This window comes from Palleronia salina (assembly GCF_900141995.1).
In the GTDB taxonomy this organism is placed as follows: domain Bacteria; phylum Pseudomonadota; class Alphaproteobacteria; order Rhodobacterales; family Rhodobacteraceae; genus Palleronia; species Palleronia salina.
Genome location: NZ_FQZA01000004.1, coordinates 225722 through 249808 on the forward strand (window position 1 = coordinate 225722; position 24087 = coordinate 249808).

Here is a 24087-nt window from a genome sequence, read left to right on the forward strand (position 1 = left end):
CCAGGCGCGAGCCAGGGCCGACCCGGCAATAGTCCGCCTCATGGGTGGCTTCCTCGAAATTTTGAACAACAACGCGGGACTAATTGGGTTGCTGGGCCTGACCATCGCGATTGGCGCCGTTGTCTTGCCCCGGATCTGGGCGCGGCAAGAGCGTGAGGAGCAGCGATTGCTGGAAAATGTGCGCGACCCCACGATATGGGAGGATCTGATCCACGACTACAGACAGCCCCGAGGCGACAGCTATCGGCATGCGCTGGAGTACACGCTTTCAGTGGCAGAATATCTTTACGGCGATCGCGCAATCGGCATTCGAACCTATGGTGTGTGCCTCACATTGGCGATGATCTATGCCTTCCTGTCCGTGGCCATCGCCTGGGTGGCGTTCAACACGCATGCCCCCGCCGGGCTGCCGCTGTTCTTGGACACGCCCGGTACGGACTGGCGGGGAATCGGGCAACGCGGGGGCCAGTTGGCAATGTTTGCCATCGGCCTTGGAAGCGCCGCGACAATTATCCGGCGAGGCCCTAACATCACGAAATTTTTCGTTGATCGCTATGATCTGCTGATTGGCAGGCTCACCACACGCCCCGGCTTCCTAGCGAAGGCGGGGCGTTGGGTAGTCGAGTTAATCGTCGTTGCCATTGTCCCCGCCGCTGCCAATGTCGTCGCCTTTGCCGGTGCCGGTGCCGTGGCATTTGCCGGTGCCAGCGCCTTCGCCTTTGCCGTTGCCATTGCAGGCACACTTGCCGGTGCCAATGCCTTTGCCGTTATCGTTGCCGGCGCCGGTGCCATTGCCTTTGCCTTTGCCTTTGCCTTTGCCTTTGCAGAAGGGAAAACACAGATTTTTACCGGCGTCCTCTTGCTATATGCACTTCTTCCGGTCGGCAACGCCCTTGCAGATTTTCTGTCGGTTGGTGCAACACGATTCTTGCTGCGAAAGCTTGATCAGAAACATGTTTCACTGCGCCGCGTTTTGGGCCATCTGGTCGCGGACCTCTTCGCTGCCGTGGCCTGCCTGACGATCCTGCTGGTCCTTCTTGCCGGGATTATCGAAGCCGCGCACATGATGTTCCCCCAGTTGTTCGATTTCGATTGGCGCAGCATTCGCGATGCCCTTGAGCAAGGGGACATGGAACTTGCGCTCCCCGTCGTGCTGATGGCGGTCACGACCCTAATACCGACGATGTTGCACCTGGTCTTGGGCCTGCAAGCGATCTGGGGTCACCGCAGCCGCGCACGGGCCGAACTGGTAGACATGCTGCAGGGCGCGTCACCCGAAATGGTGACGAACTATCAGTTCCGGAAAGAGGCGCAGCGTGTCGTGGACTCGGTCATCATGGCGCGATACCGAAGCCTGCTTCTGGCGGTATTGGTCGTTTTTCCGGCATTCGCGGGATTCGTGTGGGCCTACTTCTGGGCGCTGCAGGTCTTGTTAAATATCGCCTAGGCGTTGAACAGGAAGTGCATCACGTCGCCATCCTTGACGACGTAGCTTTTTCCCTCCACCCGCATCTTGCCGGCGTCCTTCGCGCCCGCCTCGCCGCCCAGCGACACGTAATCGTCGTAGGCCGTCGTCTCGGCCCGGATGAAGCCGCGCTCGAAATCGCCGTGGATGACGCCGGCGGCCTTGGGGGCCGTGGTGCCGTTGGGGATGGTCCAGGCGCGGGCTTCCTTGGGACCGACGGTGAAATAGGTCTGAAGCCCCAGAAGCTGGTAGCCCGCCTGGATCAACCGGTCGAGCCCGGCCTGCTCGAGCCCCAGTTCTTCCAGGAATTCGCGGGCCTCGTCGGCGTCAAGCTGGGCGATCTCTTCCTCGATCTGGGCCGAGATCACCACGGTGCCCGCGCCCTGCTTCGCCGCCATGTCGGCCACAGCGTCGGAATGGGCGTTGCCGGTGGCGGCCTCGGCCTCGGACACGTTGCAGACGAACAGGATCGGCTTGGCGGTCAGCAGTTGCAGCATGCGCCACGCCTTGGCGTCGTCCTCGGCCACCTCGACGGTGCGGGCCGGGCGGCCATCCTCCAACGCGGCCCGGGCCTGCTTCAGCAGGCGTTCCTGCTGCACGGCCTCCTTGTCGCCGCCGCGCACCTTGCGCGACAAGCCCGCGATGCGCTTCTCCACCGATTCCAGATCGGCGAGCATCAGCTCGGTCTCGATCGTGTCGGCATCGGCGACCGGGTCCACGCGGCCATCCACGTGGGTCACGTCGTCATCCTCGAAGCAGCGCAGCACGTGGGCGATGGCGTCACATTCGCGGATATTGGCCAGGAACTGGTTGCCCAGCCCCTCGCCCCGGCTGGCGCCCTTCACCAACCCCGCGATATCCACGAAGGTCATGCGCGCCGGGATGATCTGCTTGGACTTGGCGATGTCCGCCAGAGTGTCGAGCCGCGTGTCGGGAACGGCGACCTCGCCCACGTTGGGCTCGATGGTGCAGAACGGAAAGTTCGCCGCCTGCGCCGCTGCGGTCTTGGTCAGCGCGTTGAAAAGGGTCGATTTGCCCACGTTTGGCAGACCGACGATCCCCATCTTGAAGCCCATGACGCATCCCTTCGCTTGGCTGAAACCGCGCCCCATCTAGGGCGCGCGGCGCAGGCGTGCAAGGTCAGGCGCGGTCGCGGCGGTCGGCGTGGGACTGGTAGATCAGAATCCAGGCCAGGAGGATGAACATCGGGTGGGTCAGACCGCCCGAGATCAGGATGGCCGGCACCCAGATCAGGAAGGTGATGATGGCCGTGAAGACCCGGCCCAGAAGCAGGATCGACAGCGGCGGGAGGAAAAGGGCAAGCACGTAGTTCATGAGCGTTAAATAGGGTCGCATCCGCCATTGAACAACGGCGCGCCGCGCGGATATGCAGGGGCGGATCGGAAAAGGGGATGACATGGGCCGCATCGCAGAGTGTTTCGCCAGGTTGCGCACGGAAAACCGCAAGGCCTTCGTCAGCTACATCATGGGCGGCGATCCGGACGTGGAGACCTCGCTGAAGGTCATGCGCGGCCTGCCCGGCGCCGGCGTCGACATCATCGAACTGGGCCTGCCCTTCACCGACCCCATGGCCGACGGCGAGACGATCCAGCTGGCCGGGCAGCGGGCGCTGGAAGGCGGGATGACGCTCAACCGGCTGCTCGAGATGGTGCGCGCCTTTCGCCAGGACGACGACACCACGCCCATCGTGGTCATGGGCTACTACAACCCGATCTATTCCCACGGGGTCGAGCGGTTCCTGGACGATGCAAAGGCCGCCGGGATCGACGGGCTGATCGTGGTGGACCTTCCGCCCGAGGAGGACGACGAGCTCTGCCTGCCGGCACTGGCCAAGGGCATCGACTTCATCCGCCTCGCCACGCCCACCACCGACGACGCACGACTGCCCAAGGTGCTGCAGAACACCAGCGGTTTCGTCTACTATGTCTCGATCACCGGGATCACCGGCGCGGCCGCGGCCCAGTCGACCGAGGTCGGCCCCGAGGTCGCGCGCATCAAGGCCAGGACCGACCTGCCCGTCATCGTTGGATTCGGTATCCGCACGCCCGACGCCGCCGCCGAAATCGCGTCGGTGGCCGATGGCTGCGTGGTGGGCTCGGCCATCGTGGGCGAGCTGGCGAAGGGCCGCCCGGTGGAGGAAGTGCTCGAATTCGTGTCGGGCCTCGCCGGCGGCGCCCACCGCGCCTAAGCCCCGCACGAAAGGCGCGTGCGCCCCATCACTGGTCCGAAAAATACTCATGGCACGCGGCCTGCCGCCGGTGCACCCTTTTGTGGCAAGCTCCGGTCACCCGGGTCCCTCCCCCCTTTCGCATCACCGGTCCTCGAATACCCCCGCCGCGCGGCACGCGCGGCCACGCCCAACCGCAGAAGGCCCGGCACGGGCCGACGACGGGCGAGAGCGACGCGGCATTTGGATTACCCGCGCCATCGGCTAGGTCTGTAGGGGACAACTCCAACGGCAGGCGGGGGGCGGCATGTCCGAACGCAAGACACAGATCGTCGTGGTGGGCGGCGGCGCGGCGGGGCTGGGCCTCGTGCGCAAGCTCGGCAAGCGCTACGGGCGCGACCGGCACGACATCATCCTGATCGACCGCAACCGCACCCATGTCTGGAAGCCGCTCCTGCACGAGGTCGCGGCGGGGTCGCTCGACCCGAATCTCGACGAGGTGGGCTATGGCGGCCACGCGGCGCGCTGGGGCTACCGCTTCTTCAACGCGGGCCTGGAACGGATCGACCGCGAGAAGCGGATGGTCACCACCGCGCCGCTTCTGGACGAGGAGGGCAGCGTCATCATCGACCGCCACGAGATCCGCTATGACTACCTCGTCCTGGCCATGGGCGGGGTCAGCAACGATTTCGGGATCGAGGGCGTGCGCGAGAACGCCATGTTCCTCGAGGATCGCAAGCAGGCCGACCGGTTCCGGCAGGTCCTTCTGAACGCGTGCCTGCGCGTGAACCAGGCCCGCGCGCGGGGCGAGACGGCGAAGCTGCCGATCTGCATCGTTGGCGGTGGCGCCACGGGGGTCGAGCTGTCGGCCGAACTGGTTAACTCGGCCAAGGCGCTGCGCAGCTACGGGCTGGAGGTCTTCGACGACAGCGCGATCGAACTGACGCTTCTCGAGGCCGGGCCGCGCCTGCTGCCCGCGCTGGACGAGAAGATCTCGGACAACGTGCGGTCCGAGCTGACATCGCTGGGGGTCGACGTGCGCACCGAGGCCATGGTCAGCCGGATCGAGCCGGGCCGCGTGCATATCAAGGGCGCTGACGCGCCGCTGGACGCCAAGATGATCCTGTGGGCCGCCGGCGTGCGCGGCGACGAGGCGGTGAAGGGGATGAGCGACCTGGAACTCAACAAGCTGGACCAGATCGTCGTGAAACCCACGCTGCAGACCACCGTGGACGACCGCATCTTCGCCATCGGCGACTGCGCCTTTTGCCACCTGCCCGGCGACGCGCGGCCGATCCCACCGCGCGCGCAAAGCGCCCAGCAGATGGCCGATTGCGTCTACGACAACCTCGAACGCGCCCAGCGCGGCCAGAGCCTGAAGGATTTCGTCTACAACGACCGCGGATCGCTGGTGTCGCTGTCGCGCTTCGCCACCATCGGCAGCCTGATGGGCAACCTCGTGGGCGGCAAGATGGCGATCGAGGGGCGCATCGCCCGCGCCGCCTACATGTCGCTTTACCGGATGCATATCCTGAACGTGCACGGCTGGTTCCGCGGCACGGCGCAGATCGTCGTGTCGAAGGTCAACCAGGTGGTCCGCCCGGCGCTGAAGCTGCACTAGCGCGCTGGCCTACCCCATGCCGCTGCGGGTGCCGCGCACGCGGACGCGGGCCCGGTCGGTGAGCAGGCTGACAAGGGCCGCACAGCCCCACAGCAGGCAATAGGCGACGCCCATCGCCAGCACGGCCTGCCCCGGCAGCGGCCCGATCGCCGCCCGCTCGACGATCTGGGCGGCATCCGTCATCGGCTCGGGATGCACCACCAGCTTGCCCACATAGGCCGCGCTCTGGATCAGCAGGATCCAGAAATAATTGCGCCGGATGCGCCGGCCCAGCGCCACCCAGAGCGACACGTGGTAGCGTGGATGCATGTAGTCCTGCGCCAGCGTCTGCTGCCAACCGTGATCCATGTGGTGGTCGCCGTCGTGCAGCATCGGCGCGTAGAAATGCGTTTCGATCCAGCGACAGCGCGCGCGCCAGACGTTGAAATAGCGATAGCGCCGCGCCTCGAGCCACAGGAAGAAGAAGATCAGCACGCCCACGAGGATCAGCGGCAGGGGCGAGGCCTGCGGCGCGGCGAAGGAGATCGACAGCGCGATCCCCAGCGTCACCACCGCCCAGTTCGTCGTGGTGTCGAGCCGCGTGCGCCAGATGGTCGAGCGATAGACCTCGCCACGATAGAGATGCGCTACGGCGCCGATCTCGGCCGCATCGAGCGGCTTCTGTGCGGCCCCGGTCTCGTCCATGGCCCCTCCCGCGCTCAGTGTCGCACGGAGAGCGGGGTATCGCGAAGGAAATTCGGCAGGGATTGGCGTGAGGGCTTCGCCAGTCAGCGGGACATCAGCCGTCGCGGGCCGAATCCATGACCTGGCGCAGGCGCTTCAGGAACGGCAGCGCGGCGGCGACCTCGTCGGTCGGGATCTCGGCCGCCAGCCCCTCGATATCGGCCTCGAGCGCGGCCACCGCGCCGTTCCGGAACGAGCGCCCCGCCTCGGTCAGCCAGACCTGCTTGGACCGCCCGTCCTTCGGATGGGGCCGCAGCGCGACGAGCCCCGCCTTCTCCAGACCGGCGAGCGTGTGGGTCATCGACGCCTTGGGCACCTGGAAGGCCCGCGACAGTTCCAGCGGCGTGCGCCCGTCCGACACCCGGATCAGGTGGTTCAGCACCGAGAAATGCGAGCGCAGCATGCCCTTGGGCAACTGTGCTTCGAGCAAGGCCGAGCTGAGCTGGTTCACGATGCCGATTTCGTTGAACAGCGTGAACCAGGTCGCGAAGGGGTCTTCAGACAATCAGTTTCGCCTCGAGCGGCCAGCGCGGGGTGCGCGGGGTCAACGGACCGTAGCCCAGCAGCCCCAGCATTTGAACCGTTCCGCCGCCCGGCGCCTCGCGGGCGTGGATGTCGGCGTGGATCTCGGCCATCTCGGGATATTCCTGCAGGGCCTGGCTGACCGGCCGCAGCCCCAGACCGGCGCCGGTGGTGGCCAGGTTCAGCCGCATCCAGCGACGGCCGGTTTCGATCTGGTCCCGCCGCGTGTTGGCTTTGGTCGTCATCACCACGAAGGCCGGCGCGCCGGCGATGGCCTGCGTCGTCTCGTCGATGGCCGCGCGCACGTTCGGGTCGTTGCGGTCCCCTGCCCCTTCGCGGGTGAGCAGGCCCAGGGCGTGCAGGCTGTCCATCATCGGGCCGCCCAGATCGATTCCGTCGGGGTTCGCGTTGATCTGCGCCTTGCCGATCCGCAGCAGGTCGACGCTTTCCTGCCAGGCGTCGTCGGTCGCGGCCTCGCGGTGCCAGGCGTCGATGGCGATGCGGCGCAGCGCCTCGGCCCGGGGGCCGGGCAGCACCACGTCGGCGAAGGGCGCGAAATCGCGGGCGTAGCGGCCCGGCACCGGGCGCGCGTCGAAGCCGATCTTGTGGCTGCGGCGGTCCATGACATGGGCGAACAGCGGATCAGGTGCACCCGCGCCGGGCAAGAAGCGGCTGCGCGCCACCGGTCCGCCCGCGGCTGCGCCCTCGGGGAACAGCGTCGTCTCGACCGCGAAGCCGTCCTCGGCCGCCGCCATCTCCATCAGCTCGATGAAGCAGCCCATGCCGATGGTCAGCTGCCGCCCGAACGGATCCGTCACCGGCAGGTCACGCGCCGGGTCGCGCCACAGCGTCACGGTATCGTCGCCGTCGAGCCGGGCCAGCCACGGCTGCCGGTTATGCGGGTTCGGCGCCAGCAGCGCGAAGCTGAGGGCGCGGGCGCGCGGGTCGGTGGGTGTGCCGGCCGCGTCCCAGGGCGCCAGCGCCCGGTCGGGGCGGCGCGTGACGGCGAAGGCCCCGGCCCCACCGGCCACAGCCGTGATTGCACCGCCGCCCACGAGGGCGATCATCTTGCGTCTGGTCAGGGTCATCTCGTGTCTCCTTCGGGCGACTCATTTTAGTTCGATATGAAATCATTATTGTTTCATATCGAACCAAGTCAAGATGAATCGGTCGTAGCAGATTGCTCCGCGACGAGAGGGACGGTAGGAGTTCGTGCGAAGAAGGAGGCACGCATGGCCACACCGATTACCGAGATCGAAGACCTCAAGCGCATCTACAAAAGGCGCGTGCCGAAGATGTTCTACGATTACTGCGAAAGCGGGTCGTGGACCGAGCAGACCTTCCGCGAGAACACCACCGATTTCGACAAGATCCGCCTGCGCCAGCGCGTGGCCGTGGACATGGACGACCGTTCGACCGCGACCAAGATGATCGGCGAGGACGTGACCATGCCCGTGGGCCTGGCCCCCGTCGGCATGACCGGGATGCAGCACGCCGATGGCGAGATCCTGGCCGCCCAGGCCGCCGAGGAGTTCGGCGTGCCCTTCACCCTGTCGACCATGTCGATCTGCTCGATCGAGGACGTGGCAAAGCACACCAAGAAGCCGTTCTGGTTCCAGCTTTACGTGATGCGCGACGAGGAGTTCCTCGAGAACGTCATCCGCCGCGCGACCGAGGCCGGGTGCAGCGCCATGGTGCTGACGCTGGATCTGCAGATCCTCGGGCAGCGCCACAAGGACATCAAGAACGGCCTGTCGGCCCCGCCCAAGCCCACGCTGAAGAACATGCTGAACCTCAGCACCAAGTGGGGCTGGGGCATGGACATGCTGAAGACCCAGCGGCGCAGCTTCGGCAACATCGTGGGCCACGCCAAGGGCGTCGGCGACATGTCATCCCTGTCGTCCTGGACGGCCGAACAGTTCGACCCGCGCCTGGACTGGGAAAAGGTCAAGAAGATCCGCGACATGTGGGGCGGCAAGCTGATCCTGAAGGGGATTCTCGACGCGGACGATGCGCGCGCCGCGCTGGACGTGGGCGCCGATGCCATCATCGTCAGCAACCACGGCGGGCGGCAGCTGGACGGCGCGCTGAGCGCGATCCGCGTCCTGCCCGAGATCGTGGACGCCGTGGGCGGCCAGACCGAGATCCACATGGACAGCGGCATCCGGTCGGGACAGGACGTGCTGAAGGCGATGGCCCTGGGTGCCGACGGGACCTATATCGGGCGCGCGTTCATCTACGGCCTCGGGGCGAAGGGCAAGCAGGGCGTCACCGACGCGCTGAACGTCATCCACAAGGAGCTCGACACCACCATGGCGCTTTGCGGGCATCGCAAGCTGACCGAGGTGGGCCGCGACATCCTGCTGCTGGATGACGAGTTCAACCGCTACCGCCGCAACATCTGAGCCGATCCCGCCCGGGAGGGGTGACCATGCCGAAGTTCAAGTCGCGGGCGACGCCCGCGGGCACGGCCAAGCACACGAAGGCCAGGATCCCCACGGTCAAGGCCAGCGTCACCGACGACGCGTTGTTCGACATGCGCTGGCAACGGGCCGAGCGCGAGATCCGCACGCCGCTGAACCGGCTTTACGGTCGCGCGATGCCCATCGACCAGCTGATGGCGCGGCTGCGCGAGGTCCTGGCCAAACGCTGGGCCGCCCGCCCCGCCGACCTGCGCCTGCTGGACCTGAAGCGTGACCTGGACCCGAACTGGTTCCAGAGCAGCGACATGGCGGCCTACGTCTTCTACGTGGACCGCTTCGCCGGCGACATGAAGGGCGTCGGGCGCAAGATCCCGTACCTGCGCGACCTGGGCATCACCTACGCCCATTTCATGCCCTGTCTCATGCCGCGCCCCGGCGACAGCGACGGCGGCTACGCGGTGATGGATTACACCCGGATCGACCCGCGGCTGGGCAGCATGGCCGATTTCAGGCGCGTGACGCAGAAGATGCGCGCGGCCGGGATCAGCCCGTGCATCGACATGGTCCTGAACCACACCGCCAAGGAACACGCCTGGGCCGACAGGGCCCGCGCGGGCGATCCGTTCTACCAGAAGTTCTATCGCCTCTACGACGACCCGGCCGAGCCGCTGGAGTTCGAGCGGACCCTGCAGGAGGTCTTTCCCAACCAGGCGCCCGGCAATTTCACCTTCGACGAGACGATGGGGAAATGGGTCTGGACGACCTTCAACACCTTCCAGTGGGACCTGAACTGGGAAAACCCCGAGGTCTTCCTGGCGATCCTGGACATCATCCTGAACCTGGCCAACGCGGGGGCCGAGGTGCTGCGCCTGGACGCGGTCGCCTTCATGTGGAAACGGATGGGCACCGACTGCCAGAACCTGCCTGAGGTGCACGACATCCTGCAGGCCATCAACCAGGCCGCGTCGGTGGCCGCGCCCGCCACGATCTTCAAGGCCGAGGCCATCGTCGGGCCGCACCAGCTGGTCCCCTATCTCGGCGCCGGTCGGCACGCGGGCAAGGTCTGCAACCTGGCCTATCACAACAGCCTGATGGTGCAGTTCTGGTCGGCGCTGGCCAGCCGCGAGACGTCGCTGATGACCGACGTGCTGGCGCGTCACTTCCCCGACCGGTTCACCAATGCCGAATGGGGCACCTATATCCGCTGCCACGACGATATCGGCTGGGCCATCACCGAGGACGACGCCGAGCGTGCGGGCGTCACCGGACCGGGGCACCGCCGCTTCCTGGCGGATTTCTACGCCGGTCGATTCGAGGGCAGCTTTGCCCGCGGCGCCGACTTCCAGATGAACGAGGTGACGGGCGACAAGCGCACCAATGGCAGCTTCGCCTCGCTCGCCGGGCTCGAGTCGGCGCTGGAGTCCGGCGACCCGCGGCTGATCGACGACGCGGTGGCGCGCATCAACCTGGGCCACGCGCTGATCGCGGGGTTCGGCGGCGTGCCGTTGATCTACATGGGCGACGAGATCGGGCTGATGAACGACCACGCCTGGCGCGAGGATCCCGACCGGGCGGGCGACGGGCGCTGGATGCAACGGCCCGCCATGGACTGGAACCGGGCAGCCGACGCGCCGACCAGCGATGCGCCCCATGGCCGGATCTACCGCGCGTTGCGCCACATCCTGAAAGTGCGCGCCGCCTGCGCCGAGCTGGGCGGCGATACCCCGTCGCGCGTGCTGCGTACCGGGCATGACCGTCTCTTCAGCGTGCTCAGGCCCGGAACCGAGGCGACGACCTGGGTCATCGCCAACTTCTCGGAAGAGCCGCAGCGCATCCATCGCGACGCGCTTGGGATGGATCCGGGGTCCTGGCCGAAGGATACGCTGACCGACCAGCTGCCGGACGTTGACGGCGACACCATCGTGGTGCCGCCGCTGGCCTGCCTCTGGCTGCGCCGCCAGATCTGGTAGCGCGCTCAGGCGGCCCGCACCGGCCCCACGCCGTTGCGCACGACGATCAGGCCGAATAGCGCCATGGTCGCCAGCGCCAGGATCGATCCGATCTGGCTGAGCACCGGGCTGCCGCCGGGGATGGCGATGGCGATGCCGGGCACCAGAAACACGACCGTGGCGACCGCCAGCAGGAAGTGGAGCGTCGCCATCCGCCCCATCGCCGCGGGGGTCAGCGCGTAGTAGGTGCCGAAGACCGCCATGGCGACGAAGCCCAGCAGGTTCAGGTGGCCGTGGGCCGGTGACAGCGTGTGGTCGTGGCTGGCGGCCATCTGGATGCCCCAGACCATGCCGATCAGGGCGAAGAGCGCGGCACTGGCGAAAAACAGGGTGGGAAGGGATTTCATGATGCGTCCTCCTCGGCGCCGAGCGGCGGGCCGGTAAAGCTGAGTTGATGTCTTTTGGCGCTTTCCTCGATCTGCGCCATGTCCTCGGGGATGCGGAAGGCGCCCCGCGCCATGTCGGCGAAGAACCCTTCGAACCCGCCCGGGGTCAGGATGATGAGATGGCGCGAGGGCTTTTCGCCCACGATCCGGAAGGTGTGCTCCCTGCCACGCGGGATGAAGGCCGTCTGGCCTGGGCCGCGGAGGAAGCTTTCGCCCTCGAGCCAGAATTCCACGTCGCCGGTCAGGACCACGAAGGCCTCGTCCGCGTCGTGGTGGATGTGCCGGGGCGGCCCCGAGGCCGGTGGCGACACGCTGTCGGTGATCGACATGGCGCCATCGGTTTCGGCGGTGGTGAGGATCGGCAAGTACTGGGTCCCGAGCCATTCAACGGCGTCGGGTCCAAGGGTCAGGTCCTTCATCGTTTCCTCCCTACAAGGTGTTGGAAACGAAAGCGCTTTCGATGGACTAGGCGTATCACGCGACCCGTGATACGAAAAATCGATTGTTCTTATGATCGGTATTCGTTTGGCGAATTTATCCAGTTTCGACCTGAACCTGCTCCGGGTGCTGGACGCGCTGTTGCGCGAGACGTCGACGGTCCGCGCCGGGGAACGGCTGGGCCTGTCGCAACCGGCGGTGTCGGCCGCGCTCGGGCGGCTGCGCGCGGCGCTGGGGGACGAGCTGTTCTTTCGGCGCGGACAGGGGCTGGAGCCCACGGCCTATGCCCTTTCGCTGGAGGCGCCCCTGCGCGAGGTCCTGGACCTGACCGAGACCCTGCTGCGCGGCGCCGACCGGTTCGACCCGCTGACCAGCACCGACCGGTTCAAGATCTCGGGCAGCGACTTCTTCGCCGAGATGCTGATGCCGTCGCTGGCCGACCGGCTGACCCGCGCGGCGCCGGGCATGAAGGTCCACCTGGTCGACCTCGTGCCCGACAGCTACGTGGACACGCTGGAACGCTATGACGTGGACATGGCGCTGCTGCCCGCGACGGACCTGCCCGACTGGGTGCAAAGCCGCCCGGTCTTCCGGTCGTCCTTCGTCGTCGTGGCCCGGCGCGATCACCCGCGTCTGGCGCGGGCCGGCATCGCGCCGGGCGGCGTGATCCCGGTCGACCTGTTCTGCGATCTCGGGCACGTGCTGTTCTCGCCCGAGGGCAAGCTGCAGGCCATGGGCGATGCGGCGCTGGCCCGGCTGGGACGCGAACGGCAAGTGGTGATGACCATGCCGGTCTTCTCGGGCGTCTACCGCGCGGTGGCGGGCTCGGACCTGATCGCGCTCTTGCCGGTGCAGCTGGCCCGGCACGTGGCGCCCGCGGCCGGGCTGGACGTCTATGCCGCGCCGATGCCGGTGCCGGTGGCGCAGATCGTCATGGTCTGGCATCGACGCTTCGCCGCCAGCGCCGCCCATGGCTGGCTGCGCGACCAGATCGCAGACCTGCTGGCCCCGCTGGATTGCACCGCCTAGGCAAGCCGGGCCGTTTTCGCCGCGATCGGGCAGACGGGGCCTTCCCATCCGGGGCAAGCTGCCCTATACGCCCGCATCGCATCCCGCGTGCACACCCTTGGAGGCGGCGGGACGCGCGATGAATTGAAACTCTAGGAGACTTCTCATGGCAGGCGAAACACCTGACATCATCGCCATGGAGCGGACGGGGACAGGCAAGGGGGCCGCCCGTCAGGCCCGGCGCGAAAACCTCGTGCCCGGTGTCGTCTATGGCGGCGGATCCGATCCGCTTCCCATCAACATCCCCTACAACGCGCTGATCAAGCGGCTGAAGGCCGGCCGCTTCCTGTCGACGCTGTTCAACCTGAAGGTCGAAGGCCACGACGACGTGCGCGTCATCTGCCGCGGCGTCCAGCGCGACATCGTCAAGGATTTCCCGACCCACGTGGATTTCATGCGCCTGCGCCGCACCAGCCGCGTGTCGCTCTTCATCCCGGTGGAAATCGTGGACGAGGATCAGGCCCCCGGCCTGAAGACCGGCGTGCTGACCATGGTCCGCTCGGAAGTCGAGCTGCGCTGCACCGCCGGCGAGATCCCCGAGAAGATCGTCGCGTCGGTCGCGGGGATGGAGATCGGCGATACGCTGACCATCTCGCAGGTCGACCTGCCCGAGGGCACGCGCCCGACCATCGACCGCGATTTCGTCATCGCCAACATCCAGCCGCCCTCCGGCCTGGCCAGCCAGTCCGAGGATGACGAGGACGAGGATGTCGCCGCCGACGAGGTGCCCACCACCGAGATGGGCCCGCCCGATGGCGAGGAAGGCACCGAGGACGACGAAAGCTGATCGTCCGATCCGATGAAAGTCACCAGAACGGGCGCGGCGCAAAAGGCCGCGCCCGTTTTTCGTTCGCGGCCCCGCCCGGCTGGCCAATCGGCCCGGCACGCGGCATAAGGACCGCGAGCTGACACAGGGGTGCTGCGCCATGCGACTGTTCGTGGGCCTGGGCAATCCGGGCGACAAATACGCCAACAACCGGCACAATATCGGCTTCATGGCCGTGGACCGCATCGCCGGGGATCACGGCTTCACGCCGTTCCGCGCCAAGTTCCAGGGCCTCGTCTCGGAAGGCCGGCTGGGCCACGAAAAGGTCCTGCTGCTGAAGCCCACGACCTACATGAACAATTCGGGCCAGTCGGTGGGCGAGGCCATGCGCTTTCACAAGATCGACGTGGGGGACGTGGTGATCTTCCACGACGAGATCGACCTCGCCCCCGGCAAGCTGAAGGCCAAGACCGGCGGCGGCCATGCGGGCCACAACGGCCTGCGGTCGCTGCACGCCCATATCGGCCCCGACTACCAGCGCGTGCGCATGGGCGTGGGCCATCCGGGCCACAAGGACGCGGTGCCCGGCTACGTCCTGCGCGATTTTCCCAAGGCGGACGCCGAGTGGCTGGACGACATGCTGCGCGGCGTGTCGGACGGCGCCGCGCACCTGGCCGAGGGCGACACGCCGAAGTTCCTGAACGCGGTGGCGCAACGGCTGAGCCCGCAGCGCGCCAGCACGGGCACCAAGCGGCCCGGCGGCGCGGGCGAGGACAAGGGCAGCAAGGCCGCGCCCCCTGCCCCGCCGAAGGCAGAGGAGACCGGGACGGCCGAGCCCGACGACCGCTCGCCCCTGCAGAAACTGGTGGACCGGTTCAAGTAGCCGCACGTCGCCCGCTTTACCCCGCGCGCCGACGGCCCTAGCTTCGTGGACATGGAAAAAGACCCATCTCTCAACGTGCTCGGCACCGACCTGGCGCCCTGCTCCGTCGACCCCGTCACCGGGTTCTTCCGGGACGGCCACTGCAACACCTGCGCCGCCGATGAAGGCGCCCACACCGTCTGCGCGGTGATGACGGCCGAATTCCTGGCCTTCTCGAAATACCTGGGCAACGACCTCAGCACGCCGCGGCCCGAGTTCAACTTTCCCGGCCTGAAGCCCGGCGACCGCTGGTGCCTGTGTGCCAGCCGTTTCCTGCAGGCGGTCGAGGAGAATTGCGGCCCGAAGGTGCACCTGAACGCCACCCACGTGCGCACGCTGGATATCGTGTCGCTGCAAGTGCTGACCGAACATGCTGCGCGCTAGCCTACTGGCAGCGTCGCTGCTGGCCTCCTCGCCCGCCTGGGCCGCACCGCAGATCCGGGCGGCCGATGCCGACCGGCTGGCGCGGTTCGACGAGGCGGCGGGCCGGGCGCTGCTGGTGGCGCTGGCCGAAGGCGACGCGGCCGATATCGACGTGCTGACCCGCGCGCTGGCGGGCCGCCCGCTGGCCCCCGCCCCGAACGGCGACTGGAACTGCCGCACGATCAAGCTGGGCGGGCTGTCCGGGCTGGTGGCCTATACCGATTTCCGCTGCCGCATCACGCAGGTCGGCCCCACCGAATGGCGATTCGAGAAACTGACAGGATCGCAGCGGACCGTGGGCACGATCAGCATGATCGACGGGCGACTGATCTACCTGGGCGCGGGCCACACCGGCGAAGCGCCCGCCACCGATTACGCGGGCCTGCCCGAGACCCAGACGGCGGTCGAGCCGAACCAGACGATCCCGCAGGTCGCCGTGTTCGAGCAGACATCCGGGACATCCGCGCGGCTGATGTTCCCCTACCCGCTGCTCGAATCGGAGTTCGACCTGCTGTATCTCACCCGTTAGGCGCGGACCTCAGCCCGGGGCCTTCATCTCGAAGCCCAGCGCCTTGGCGACGGTGAAGATATCCTTGTCGCCCCGGCCGCACATGTTCATGCAGACGATGTGATCCTTCGGCAGGTCGGGCGCGATCTTCATCACGTGGGCCAAGGCGTGGCTGGGCTCGAGCGCGGGGATGATCCCCTCGGCTTCGCAGCAGAGCTGGAACGCCTCCAGCGCCTCGGCATCGGTGATCGCGACGTATTGCGCGCGGCCGATATCGTGCAGCCACGAATGCTCGGGGCCGATGCCGGGATAGTCGAGCCCGGCCGAGATGCTGAACCCTTCCAGGATCTGCCCGTCATCATCCTGAAGCAGGTATGTGCGGTTGCCGTGCAGCACGCCCGGCCGTCCGCCGGTCAGGGACGCGCAATGCTCCATCTTCTCGTTCACGCCCTTGCCGCCGGCCTCGACCCCGATGATCGAAACCTCCTTGTCGTCAAGGAAGGGGTAGAACAGGCCCATGGCGTTCGAGCCGCCACCGATCGCGGCGATGATCGTGTCGGGCAGACGCCCCTCGGCCGCCTGCATCTGTTCCTTGGCTTCCTTGCCGATGATCGACTGGAAATCACGGACCATGGCCGGATAGGGGTGCGGCCCCGCCACCGTCCCGATGCAGTAGAATGTGTCGCGCACGTTGGTCACCCAGTCGCGCAGCGCGTCGTTCATGGCGTCCTTCAGCGTGCCACGACCGCTGGTCACCGGGATCACCTCGGCGCCCAGGAGCTTCATCCGGAACACGTTGGGGGCCTGACGCTCGACATCGTGGGCGCCCATGTAGACCACGCATTTCAGACCGAACTTGGCGCAGACGGTGGCGGTGGCGACGCCGTGCTGGCCCGCGCCGGTCTCGGCGATGATGCGGGTCTTGCCCATGCGGCGGGCCAGGATGATCTGGCCCAGCACGTTGTTGATCTTGTGCGCGCCGGTGTGGTTCAGCTCGTCGCGCTTCATGTAGATCTTGGCGCCGCCCAGACGCTCGGTCAGGCGCTCGCAGTAATACAGCGGGCTGGGGCGGCCGACATAGTGGGTCCAAAGATCGTGCATCTCGGCCCAGAAGCTGTCGTCGGTCTTGGCGCGTTCGTATTCCTGTTCCAGCTGCAGGATCAGCGGCATCAGCGTCTCCGACACGAAGCGGCCGCCGAACTTGCCGAACCGGCCCTTTTCGTCGGGCCCCGTCATGAAGGAATTGAACAGATCGTTGGCCATCGCGCACCCTTTCGATTGAGGCGCGATCATATCAGCGGGCGCGGCAGGGTAAAGCGGCGCAGGGGTCTCAGGCGGCCCGGAATCGCGCGGCGAGCCGGCGCAGGCGCCGCCGCCCGCAAACCATCGCGGCCGCCACCACCGGGCGCAGCGGGGGCACGTCCAGCGACAGCAGCAGCAGGCCCAGCGGCAGCATCCACAGCCCCAGCATCGGCAGGATCGACGCCACCCCGCCAAGGATCAGCAGAAGCGCCACGGGAACCCGCAGCCAGCGGTGGCGCGGGCGGGTCAACGGGGCGATCACGCGGCCGGCGGGGGGCGCCGTCCGTTCGATGGCCGCGATCTGGCGGCGGATCCTGGCGAGGGCACGATTGGACATGGGAACTTGGAAACCGGAAGGCGGACGGCACCCTGCGTCGCTGTAATGCATATGGGGATCAAGGCGGCGGATTGGAATGGCCGCGCTGGGTGGATCAGGCGGTGACGTCGCCCCGCGCGGCGGCGACGAAATCGCGCATGCGCTCGCCGTCCTTCATCCCCGGCGCCGACTCCACGCCCGAGCTCACGTCGACCTGCGTGGCGCCCGTCAGCCGGATCGCCTCGGCCACGTTGCCCGCGTGCAGGCCGCCCGCCAGCATCCAGGGCTGCGACCAGTCCCGCTCGGCGATCAGCCGCCAGTCGAAGGCCAGGCCGTTGCCGCCGGGCAGCTCGGCCCCCTTGGGCGGCTTGGCGTCGACGAGGATCTGGTTGGCGACATCGGCGTAGCGGTCGAGCGCGGGAAGGTCACCGGCATCGGCCACGCCCACCGCCTTCATCACCGGCAGGCCGTGGCGCGCGCGGATGGCCGCCACCCGCTCGGGCGTTTCGGATCCGTGCAGCTGCAACATGTCCAGCGGCACCTCGCCCACGATCCGGTCGAGCGTGACGTCATCGGCGTCCACGGTCAGCGCCACGCGGGTAATGCCCTCGGGCACCGAGCCGGCCATGAAGGCCGCGGCATCCAGTTCCAGGTGGCGGGGCGACTTGGGAAAGAAGACGAAACCGACATAGGACGCGCCCGCCAGCAGGGCGGCGGCCACGTCGGCGGTTTCGGTCAGCCCGCAGATCTTCACACGCGTGTCGGTCATGGGGTGCGCGTCTAGCGCGGAACGCTGCCGTCTTCCAGCAGCGCCAGCACGTCGTCCCCGCCGCGCCCTGTGGTGCGGCCGCGGCTGCGCAGGTTCTCGTTCTCGCGCTGCAGTTCGTCCTTCTCGCGGCGCGCCTCGCGGGCGGCGGCGCGGTGCTTGTGCTCGCGCAGGTATTCCCAGAAGAACCCGATCGCGAGGCCGACGACGATCGCGCCCAGGATCACGATGAACATGGGCAGCGTGATTTCCCACGACAGGCCCAGGAACCCGGCCATCGCCTCGGGCAGGACGCGCAGGGTCACCAGTGCGGAATTGGCCAGGGCCACGATGATGAGGATCACGGCAAGGACAGCCAGGAAGATGTATTTCACCAGACGCATGGGGGGTCTTATCCTTCGTTCAATCGGTCACGGAGAAGCTTGCCGGTCTTGAAGAACGGAACGTGCTTGGCCTCGACTTGAACGGCCTCTCCGGTGCGGGGGTTCCGTCCCATACGCGCATCGCGCTTCTTGACCGAGAATGCGCCGAAACCGCGCAGCTCGACCCGGTCGCCGCGGGCCAGGGCATCGATGATCTGGTCGAAGACGGTTCCGACAATACGCTCGACATCGCGTTGAGTCAGGTGCGGGTTCTCGTCGGCGATCTTCTGAATCAATTCGGATCGAATCATCGTCAGTCTCCCCCGCTGCGTGGGCGTGTTCGTCACGCCTCGATAGAACCACGACTATAGCCGGAATTTCCCGTTACGAAAGCGATCTTAGCCCGAACGGGCGCCACGACAGCGGGACGGCCCCGAAATTCTCCAAAGATTTCAATATTGCGCCGCGCCGGGTGCCGCGACCTCAGCAACGGCGCCCCGCCGCCCGGGCGACGATTCGGGGGCGGTGAAACGCGAACGGCCCCGCGCCGGTGGGACGCGGGGCCGTCTTGTCGCGCGCGGGCGGTGCCGCGCGCGCCATTCTTCAGATCACTCGTCGCCCTTCAGCGCGGCACCAAGGATATCGCCCAGCGAGGCACCCGAGTCCGAGCTGCCATACTGTTCGACGGCCTCTTTCTCTTCGGCGATCTCGCGCGCCTTGATCGACAGGCCCAGGCGGCGGGTCTTCTGGTCGACATTGGTGACGCGGACGTCGACCTTGTCACCGACCTGGAAGCGCTCGGGGCGCTGTTCGGAACGGTCGCGCGACAGGTCCGAGCGGCGGATGAAGGATTTGGCGCCCTCGTATTCCACCTCGATCCCGCCATCCTCGATCGCCGTCACCTCCACGGTGATGATCGAGCCGCGCTTCACGCCCTCGGTCGCACCCGAGAAGCTGTCGTCCAGCGCCTTGATCGACAGGCTGATACGCTCTTTCTCGACATCCACCTCGGTGACGACGGCCTGAACGGTGTCGCCCTTCTGGTAGTTCTGGATGGCTTCCTCGCCGCGCTGGTCCCAGCTGATGTCGCTGAGGTGGACCATGCCGTCGATGTCGCCGTCCAGACCCACGAAGAGGCCGAACTCGGTGATGTTCTTGACGTCGCCTTCCACGTGCGTGCCCTCGGGGTGGGTCTCGGCGAAGACCTCCCACGGGTTGCGCATGGTCTGCTTGAGGCCAAGGCTCACGCGGCGCTTCTGGGTGTCGATCTCCAGCACCATGACTTCCACTTCCTGCGAGGTGGAGACGATCTTGCCGGGGTGCACGTTCTTCTTGGTCCAGGACATTTCCGACACGTGGACCAGGCCCTCGACGCCCGGCTCGAGCTCGACGAACGCACCGTAGTCGGTGATGTTGGTCACGCGGCCGGTATGGGTGCTGTCCAGCGGGAACTTGGCTTCGACGGTATCCCACGGATCGTCCTGCAGCTGCTTCATGCCCAGGCTGATACGGTGGGTCTCCTTGTTGATCTTGATGACCTGCACCTTGATCGTCTCGCCGATGGTGACGATCTCGGACGGGTGGTTGACCCGGCGCCACGCCATGTCGGTGACGTGCAGCAGGCCGTCGACGCCGCCCAGGTCCACGAAGGCACCGTATTCGGTGATGTTCTTCACCACGCCGTCCACGGCCTGACCTTCCGCCAGGTTGCCGATGACCTCGGCGCGCTGCTCGGCACGGCTTTCTTCCAGGATGGCGCGGCGCGACACCACGATGTTGCCGCGGCGGCGGTCCATCTTGAGGATCTGGAACGGCTGCTTGAGCCCCATGAGCGGGCCGGCGTCACGCACGGGGCGCACGTCGACCTGCGAGCCGGGCAGGAACGCCACGGCGCCGCCGAGATCGACGGTGAAGCCGCCCTTGACGCGGCCGAAGATCGCGCCTTCGACGCGGTTCTCGTCGGCATAGGCTTTTTCCAGGCGGTCCCAGGCGGCTTCGCGACGGGCCATCTCGTGGCTGATCACGGCTTCGCCACGGGCGTTCTCGACCTGGCGCAGGTAAACCTCGACTTCGTCGCCCACGTGGATCTCGGGGGCTTCGCCGGGCTGTGCGAATTCTTTCAGATCGACGCGGCCTTCCATCTTGTAGCCGACATCGATGATGGCCTGGCCCGCCTCGATGGCGAGGACCTTGCCCTTGACGACAGACCCTTCGTCGGGCGTGTCGATTTCGAAGCTTTCGTTCAGGAGGGCTTCGAATTCCTCCATGGATGCGTTCTGAGCCATGTGGCCTATGAGTTCCTTTTCAACGGTCTATACGGGCCGCGCGGTTGTCTCCGCCGGTCTTTCGGTTGGCCTTGCTGACGGGTCCCGGGATGACAAAAAGGGCCGGCGTTGACCGACCCTGCTCACGCCCGGGGCTGTCCCGCCCCTTCGACGCCCGCCTGATAGGCCAAAGCTTTCCGTCGCGCAAGCCCCGGCAGCGGCCCTAGACCGCGCCGTGCCGGGCGGAAACGGCCTCGACCGCGCGGGCCACCGCCGCGTCGATGTCGAGCTCGGTGGTGTCGATGACCACTGCGTCCTCGGCCGCGCGCATGGGGGCGTCGGCCCGGCCCGCGTCGCGGTCATCGCGGGCGCGCACATCGGCCAGCACCGTTTCAAAGTCGGTGTCGTCGCCATCGGCGCGCAGCTCGTCGAACCGGCGCCGCGCGCGGATCTCGGGGCTGGCGGTGACGAACAGCTTCACCTCCGCCTCGGGGCAGACGACGGTGCCGATGTCGCGCCCGTCCAGCACCGCGCCCGCGCCCAGCCGCGCGAACTGCCGCTGGAACGCCAGAAGCGCCGCGCGCACCTCGGGGATGGCCGCGACCTTGCTGGCCGCGTCGGCCACGGCGGCGGTGCGCAGGCCCTGGCGGTCCAGGTCCTCGGGGACCAGCGCCTGCGCCGCGGCCAGCGGTTCTTCGCCCGCGATCACCCGCGCCCCGGTGGCGCGGTAGAGCAACCCGGTATCCAGGTGGCGAAAGCCGAAATGCGCGGCCACGGCGCGCGAGATCGTTCCCTTGCCGGCCGCCGCCGGCCCGTCGATGGCCACGGTGAACGGCATCGGGCTTCACCTTTCTTCAAATATTCGGTCGCGACGGCCGGGCCGCCGCGGGGCTCATTCGGGCTTGGGCGGGCCGTCACCGGCGCCGGGATACTGCTTCAGCCCGTCGCCGATCTCGTAATAGTCGCCCTTGTCGGCGCAGTGGATGTGCCACGCCGTCGTCAGGCCGGTGGGCTTGTCCAGCGAGCCGGCGAAGATCGACAGCATGTCGCCGCCGCCGTCCCAGAACAGGGTGCTGCCGCATTCGGGGCAGAAGCCGCGGCGCGCGCCTTCCGAGCTTTGATACCAGCGCACTTCGCCCTCGATCTCGACGCCGTCCTTGGACGCGGCGGTGGCGGCGGTGAAATGGCCGGACATGCGGCGGCATTGCTGGCAGTGGCAGGCGACCACGGGCCGCAGGGGACCGCGCACGCGGAACGAGACCTCGTTGCACAGACAGCCGCCCATGACCGGAAGGCCGTCACTATCGTCGCTGAACATCAGCCGTTCCCCCTTACGATCTCGGCGCCGAGGGCCTTCATCAGGTCCTCGAAGATGGGAAACGACGTAGCGATGGGCTGGGCGTCGTCCACCGTCACCGGCGCTTTCGCCGCCATCCCGAGGCACAGGAAAGACATGGCGATGCGATGGTCGAGCCGCGCGGCCACCGTCGCGCCGCCGGGAACGCCCCCCGGGCCGCGTCCGGTGACCTGCCACCAGTCCGGCCCGTCCTCGACCTCGACCCCGTTGGCGCGCAGGCCTTGCGCCATGGCATCGATGCGGTCCGATTCCTTCACGCGCAGTTCGGCCACGCCCGGCATCTCGGTCACGCCGGTCGCGTTGGCGGCCACCACCGACAGGACGGGATATTCGTCGATCATCGAGGCCGCGCGTTCCGGCGGGACGCGGATGCCCTTCATGTCGGGCGAGAACCGGGCGCGCAGGTCGGCCACCGGCTCGCCCCCCTCCTCGCGGCGGTTCTCGAAGGCCAGGTCGGCGCCCATTTCGACCAGCGTGTCGAACAGGCCCGCCCGCGTGGGGTTCAGGCCGATATTGGGCACCAGCACGTCGGACCCCTCGGTGATCAGCGCGGCGCAGACCGGGAAGGCGGCGCTGGACGGGTCACGCGGCACGGCGATCGTCTGCGGGCGCAGTTCTGGGCGGCCGGTCAGCGTGATCTCGAAGCCCTCGTCGGTGCGCGTGGTCTCGATCTCGGCGCCGAAGCCCGCCAGCATCCGCTCGGAATGGTCGCGGGTCGCCTCGCGCTCGACCACCACGGTCCGGCCCGGCGCGTTCAACCCCGCCAGCAGCACCGCCGACTTCACCTGCGCCGACGCCACCGGCGTGGCATAGCGGACCGGCACCGGCTCGGCCGCACCCACGAGGGTCAGCGGCAGCCGTCCCCCCGCACGCCCCACGGCCCGCGCCCCGAACAGCGACAGCGGGTCGGTCACGCGGCCCATGGGTCGCCCATTCAGCGACGCATCGCCGGTGAAGGTCACGGCCATGTCATGGGTGGCCACCGCGCCCATGATGAGCCGCACGCCGGTGCCCGAGTTGCCGCAGTCGATCACCTGCTCCGGCTCGGCGAAGCCGCCGACACCCACGCCATGCACCGACCAGTCGCCGGGGCCGTGGCGGATCACCTCGGCGCCCAGCGCGGCCATGGCGCGGCCGGTATCCAGCACGTCCTGCCCTTCGAGAAGCCCGCTCACGCGGGTTTCGCCCACGGCCATGGCGCCGAGGATCAGCGACCGGTGGGAGATGGACTTGTCGCCGGGCACATCGGCCGTGCCGGTCAGGGCATGGCCGCCGCGGGCGGTCATCGGGATCGGGTCACCGTGGGCGGACATGAAGGGCCTTTCCTGCGCGGCATGAAAATCCGCGCGACCCTACAACCTGCGCCCCGGCGCGCAAGACCTCGAAAGGTCAGAAGAGAGCGGCCAGCGGGATCACCAGGAACAGGAAGATCGGGAAGGCCAGGAGCTTGGGAGAAAATTTCATCGGTCTGTCCAAAATCGCATAATCAATAGGTTGAATATGCCACCGATATGAATTTTCACCTAGCGCCGCATTTCGCGCTCGGCCAAACCCCGCCTATCCCTGCCGCCGGAACGTCAGGTAGTGCGGCACGCGCCCCTCGCGCAGCGCCTTCTGCTCGTAGCGGGTCGAGATCCAGTCGTCCCAGGGCGTGCCGCCCTCGTCCAGCAGGTCGAACCCCGCGCCCGGCACTTCCTCGTGGGTCTGGCGCACGTAGTCGGGAATGTCGGTCGCCACCCGGAAGATCGCGCCCGGCGCCATGACACGGGCCAGCGGCTCCAGGTGTTCGGGCGTGACGAAACGGCGGCGGTGGTGTCGCGCCTTGGGCCACGGATCGGGATAGAGCAGGAAGGCCCGGTCGATGCAGCCATCGGGCAGCACGTCGAACAGGTCGCGCACGTCGCCCGGGTGGACCGCCAGGTTGCCCACGCCCGCCGCGCGGATCTTGCCCAGCAGCATGGCGACGCCGTTGATATAGGGCTCGGCCCCGATGATGCCGACATCAGGGTTGCGGCTCGCCTGATGCACCAGGTGCTCGCCCCCGCCGAAACCGACCTCGAGCCAGACGGGCTTGCCGCCGAACAACGCCTGAAGGTCCAGCGGCGTGCGCTCAGGGTTCGCGTCCCAGTCCACGGGCCCCGGCGACAGCTTGTCCAGGTCCTCGGCCAGGTAGGCCTCCTGGCTGTCGCGCAGGTTGTGGCCCTTGCGGCGGCCGTAGAAGTTGCGCCAGGGCGCGTTGGGGGGCTTGTCGCTCATGC

At 67.6% G+C, this 24087-nt stretch carries 27 protein-coding genes; 10 read left to right on the forward strand and 17 right to left on the reverse strand.

All coding sequences use genetic code 11. The features are described 5' to 3' along the window. Positions 1-40: 40 nt before the first annotated feature. Entirely contained in the window at positions 41-1447 is a 1407-nt protein-coding gene (locus BUB76_RS08310) for a hypothetical protein (RefSeq protein WP_073128297.1), read from the forward strand. On the opposite strand, the gene ychF is transcribed toward BUB76_RS08310, so the two are convergent. Together ychF and BUB76_RS08320 are read right to left on the reverse strand one after the other, a co-directional pair. Next, positions 1444-2541 carry a redox-regulated ATPase YchF gene (gene ychF, locus BUB76_RS08315; protein ID WP_073128298.1) on the reverse strand — a complete coding sequence of 366 codons (1098 nt, stop codon included), beginning with the start codon at positions 2539-2541 and terminating at the stop codon, positions 1444-1446. The genes BUB76_RS08310 and ychF overlap by 4 nt on opposite strands. A gap of 64 nt (positions 2542-2605) precedes the next feature. Beyond that, positions 2606-2800 (reverse strand): hypothetical protein, encoded by a 195-nt coding sequence (locus BUB76_RS08320; RefSeq protein WP_073128299.1) that lies wholly within the window; start codon positions 2798-2800, stop codon positions 2606-2608. Positions 2801-2882: 82 nt separating this feature from the next. On the opposite strand from BUB76_RS08320, the gene trpA reads away from it, so the two are divergent. Continuing rightward, positions 2883-3674 carry a tryptophan synthase subunit alpha gene (gene trpA / locus BUB76_RS08325; protein ID WP_073128300.1) on the forward strand — a complete coding sequence of 264 codons (792 nt, stop codon included), beginning with the start codon at positions 2883-2885 and terminating at the stop codon, positions 3672-3674. 286 nt (positions 3675-3960) lie between these two features. Then, on the forward strand, positions 3961-5274 hold the full coding sequence (locus BUB76_RS08330) for an NAD(P)/FAD-dependent oxidoreductase (RefSeq protein ID WP_073128301.1): 1314 nt from the start codon (positions 3961-3963) through the stop codon (positions 5272-5274). 9 nt (positions 5275-5283) lie between these two features. Here the strand turns inward: BUB76_RS08330 and BUB76_RS08335 are convergent, their stop codons facing one another. The 3 genes from BUB76_RS08335 to BUB76_RS08345 form a co-directional block, all read right to left on the reverse strand. Then, positions 5284-5958: a DUF2270 domain-containing protein gene (locus tag BUB76_RS08335; protein WP_073128302.1), complete on the reverse strand. Its 675-nt coding sequence runs from the start codon at positions 5956-5958 to the stop codon at positions 5284-5286. Positions 5959-6052: 94 nt separating this feature from the next. Then, positions 6053-6502, reverse strand: coding sequence for a MarR family winged helix-turn-helix transcriptional regulator (locus tag BUB76_RS08340; protein ID WP_073128303.1), 450 nt, complete (start codon positions 6500-6502; stop codon positions 6053-6055). Beyond that, positions 6495-7607, reverse strand: coding sequence for an Acg family FMN-binding oxidoreductase (locus BUB76_RS08345; RefSeq protein WP_175550285.1), 1113 nt, complete (start codon positions 7605-7607; stop codon positions 6495-6497). The genes BUB76_RS08340 and BUB76_RS08345 overlap by 8 nt, the downstream gene beginning before the upstream one ends. Before the next feature lie 144 nt (positions 7608-7751). Between BUB76_RS08345 and BUB76_RS08350 the strand changes: the two genes are divergently transcribed. Together BUB76_RS08350 and BUB76_RS08355 are read left to right on the forward strand one after the other, a co-directional pair. After that, the gene (locus BUB76_RS08350) at positions 7752-8924 is read left to right on the forward strand and encodes an alpha-hydroxy acid oxidase (protein ID WP_073128304.1); all 1173 of its coding nucleotides are present in this window, start codon (positions 7752-7754) and stop codon (positions 8922-8924) included. Positions 8925-8950: 26 nt separating this feature from the next. After that, positions 8951-10912 carry an alpha-amylase family protein gene (locus BUB76_RS08355; protein WP_236737884.1) on the forward strand — a complete coding sequence of 654 codons (1962 nt, stop codon included), beginning with the start codon at positions 8951-8953 and terminating at the stop codon, positions 10910-10912. Positions 10913-10917: 5 nt separating this feature from the next. On the opposite strand, the gene BUB76_RS08360 is transcribed toward BUB76_RS08355, so the two are convergent. Both BUB76_RS08360 and BUB76_RS08365 read right to left on the reverse strand, forming a co-directional pair. Beyond that, positions 10918-11298 carry a hypothetical protein gene (locus BUB76_RS08360; protein ID WP_073128305.1) on the reverse strand — a complete coding sequence of 127 codons (381 nt, stop codon included), beginning with the start codon at positions 11296-11298 and terminating at the stop codon, positions 10918-10920. Beyond that, on the reverse strand, positions 11295-11756 hold the full coding sequence (locus tag BUB76_RS08365) for a cupin domain-containing protein (RefSeq protein ID WP_073128306.1): 462 nt from the start codon (positions 11754-11756) through the stop codon (positions 11295-11297). Before BUB76_RS08365 ends, BUB76_RS08360 begins: the two co-directional genes overlap by 4 nt. A 106-nt stretch (positions 11757-11862) precedes the next feature. On the opposite strand from BUB76_RS08365, the gene BUB76_RS08370 reads away from it, so the two are divergent. The 5 genes from BUB76_RS08370 to BUB76_RS08390 all read left to right on the forward strand — a co-directional run bounded on the left by BUB76_RS08370 (position 11863) and on the right by BUB76_RS08390 (position 15483). Next, on the forward strand, positions 11863-12804 hold the full coding sequence (locus BUB76_RS08370) for a LysR family transcriptional regulator (RefSeq protein WP_236737885.1): 942 nt from the start codon (positions 11863-11865) through the stop codon (positions 12802-12804). Positions 12805-12949: 145 nt separating this feature from the next. Then, positions 12950-13630, forward strand: coding sequence for a 50S ribosomal protein L25/general stress protein Ctc (locus BUB76_RS08375; protein WP_073128308.1), 681 nt, complete (start codon positions 12950-12952; stop codon positions 13628-13630). Between the two features lie 139 nt (positions 13631-13769). Beyond that, on the forward strand, positions 13770-14492 hold the full coding sequence (pth, locus tag BUB76_RS08380) for an aminoacyl-tRNA hydrolase (protein ID WP_073128309.1): 723 nt from the start codon (positions 13770-13772) through the stop codon (positions 14490-14492). Between the two features lie 51 nt (positions 14493-14543). Further along, complete coding sequence (locus BUB76_RS08385; protein WP_073128310.1) at positions 14544-14915, forward strand: DUF2237 family protein; 372 nt, start codon at positions 14544-14546, stop codon at positions 14913-14915. Further along, positions 14902-15483, forward strand: coding sequence for a DUF4893 domain-containing protein (locus tag BUB76_RS08390; RefSeq protein ID WP_073128311.1), 582 nt, complete (start codon positions 14902-14904; stop codon positions 15481-15483). Before BUB76_RS08385 ends, BUB76_RS08390 begins: the two co-directional genes overlap by 14 nt. A 9-nt stretch (positions 15484-15492) precedes the next feature. Here BUB76_RS08390 and trpB read toward each other — a convergent pair whose 3' ends face one another. The 10 genes from trpB to trmB all read right to left on the reverse strand — a co-directional run bounded on the left by trpB (position 15493) and on the right by trmB (position 24085). After that, entirely contained in the window at positions 15493-16725 is a 1233-nt protein-coding gene (gene trpB / locus BUB76_RS08395) for a tryptophan synthase subunit beta (RefSeq protein ID WP_073128312.1), read from the reverse strand. 67 nt (positions 16726-16792) lie between these two features. Further along, positions 16793-17101 carry a hypothetical protein gene (locus tag BUB76_RS08400; RefSeq protein ID WP_073128313.1) on the reverse strand — a complete coding sequence of 103 codons (309 nt, stop codon included), beginning with the start codon at positions 17099-17101 and terminating at the stop codon, positions 16793-16795. A 94-nt stretch (positions 17102-17195) separates the two neighbouring features. Further along, entirely contained in the window at positions 17196-17849 is a 654-nt protein-coding gene (locus tag BUB76_RS08405; RefSeq protein WP_073128314.1) for a phosphoribosylanthranilate isomerase, read from the reverse strand. Positions 17850-17860: 11 nt separating this feature from the next. Then, a complete protein-coding gene (locus tag BUB76_RS08410) occupies positions 17861-18229 on the reverse strand; it encodes a lipopolysaccharide assembly protein LapA domain-containing protein (RefSeq protein ID WP_073128315.1) in 369 nt (122 codons plus the stop codon). A gap of 8 nt (positions 18230-18237) precedes the next feature. Next, positions 18238-18519 (reverse strand): integration host factor subunit beta, encoded by a 282-nt coding sequence (gene ihfB / locus BUB76_RS08415; protein ID WP_073128316.1) that lies wholly within the window; start codon positions 18517-18519, stop codon positions 18238-18240. Between the two features lie 297 nt (positions 18520-18816). Next, complete coding sequence (gene rpsA, locus BUB76_RS08420; RefSeq protein WP_073128317.1) at positions 18817-20493, reverse strand: 30S ribosomal protein S1; 1677 nt, start codon at positions 20491-20493, stop codon at positions 18817-18819. Positions 20494-20695: 202 nt separating this feature from the next. Next, positions 20696-21310 carry a (d)CMP kinase gene (locus BUB76_RS08425; RefSeq protein ID WP_073128318.1) on the reverse strand — a complete coding sequence of 205 codons (615 nt, stop codon included), beginning with the start codon at positions 21308-21310 and terminating at the stop codon, positions 20696-20698. Positions 21311-21364: 54 nt separating this feature from the next. Beyond that, positions 21365-21790 (reverse strand): GFA family protein, encoded by a 426-nt coding sequence (locus BUB76_RS08430; RefSeq protein WP_236737886.1) that lies wholly within the window; start codon positions 21788-21790, stop codon positions 21365-21367. Beyond that, entirely contained in the window at positions 21790-23142 is a 1353-nt protein-coding gene (gene aroA, locus BUB76_RS08435; RefSeq protein ID WP_073128319.1) for a 3-phosphoshikimate 1-carboxyvinyltransferase, read from the reverse strand. Before aroA ends, BUB76_RS08430 begins: the two co-directional genes overlap by 1 nt. Positions 23143-23386: 244 nt before the next feature. Beyond that, complete coding sequence (trmB, locus tag BUB76_RS08440; protein ID WP_073128320.1) at positions 23387-24085, reverse strand: tRNA (guanine(46)-N(7))-methyltransferase TrmB; 699 nt, start codon at positions 24083-24085, stop codon at positions 23387-23389. Positions 24086-24087 lie beyond the last annotated feature (2 nt).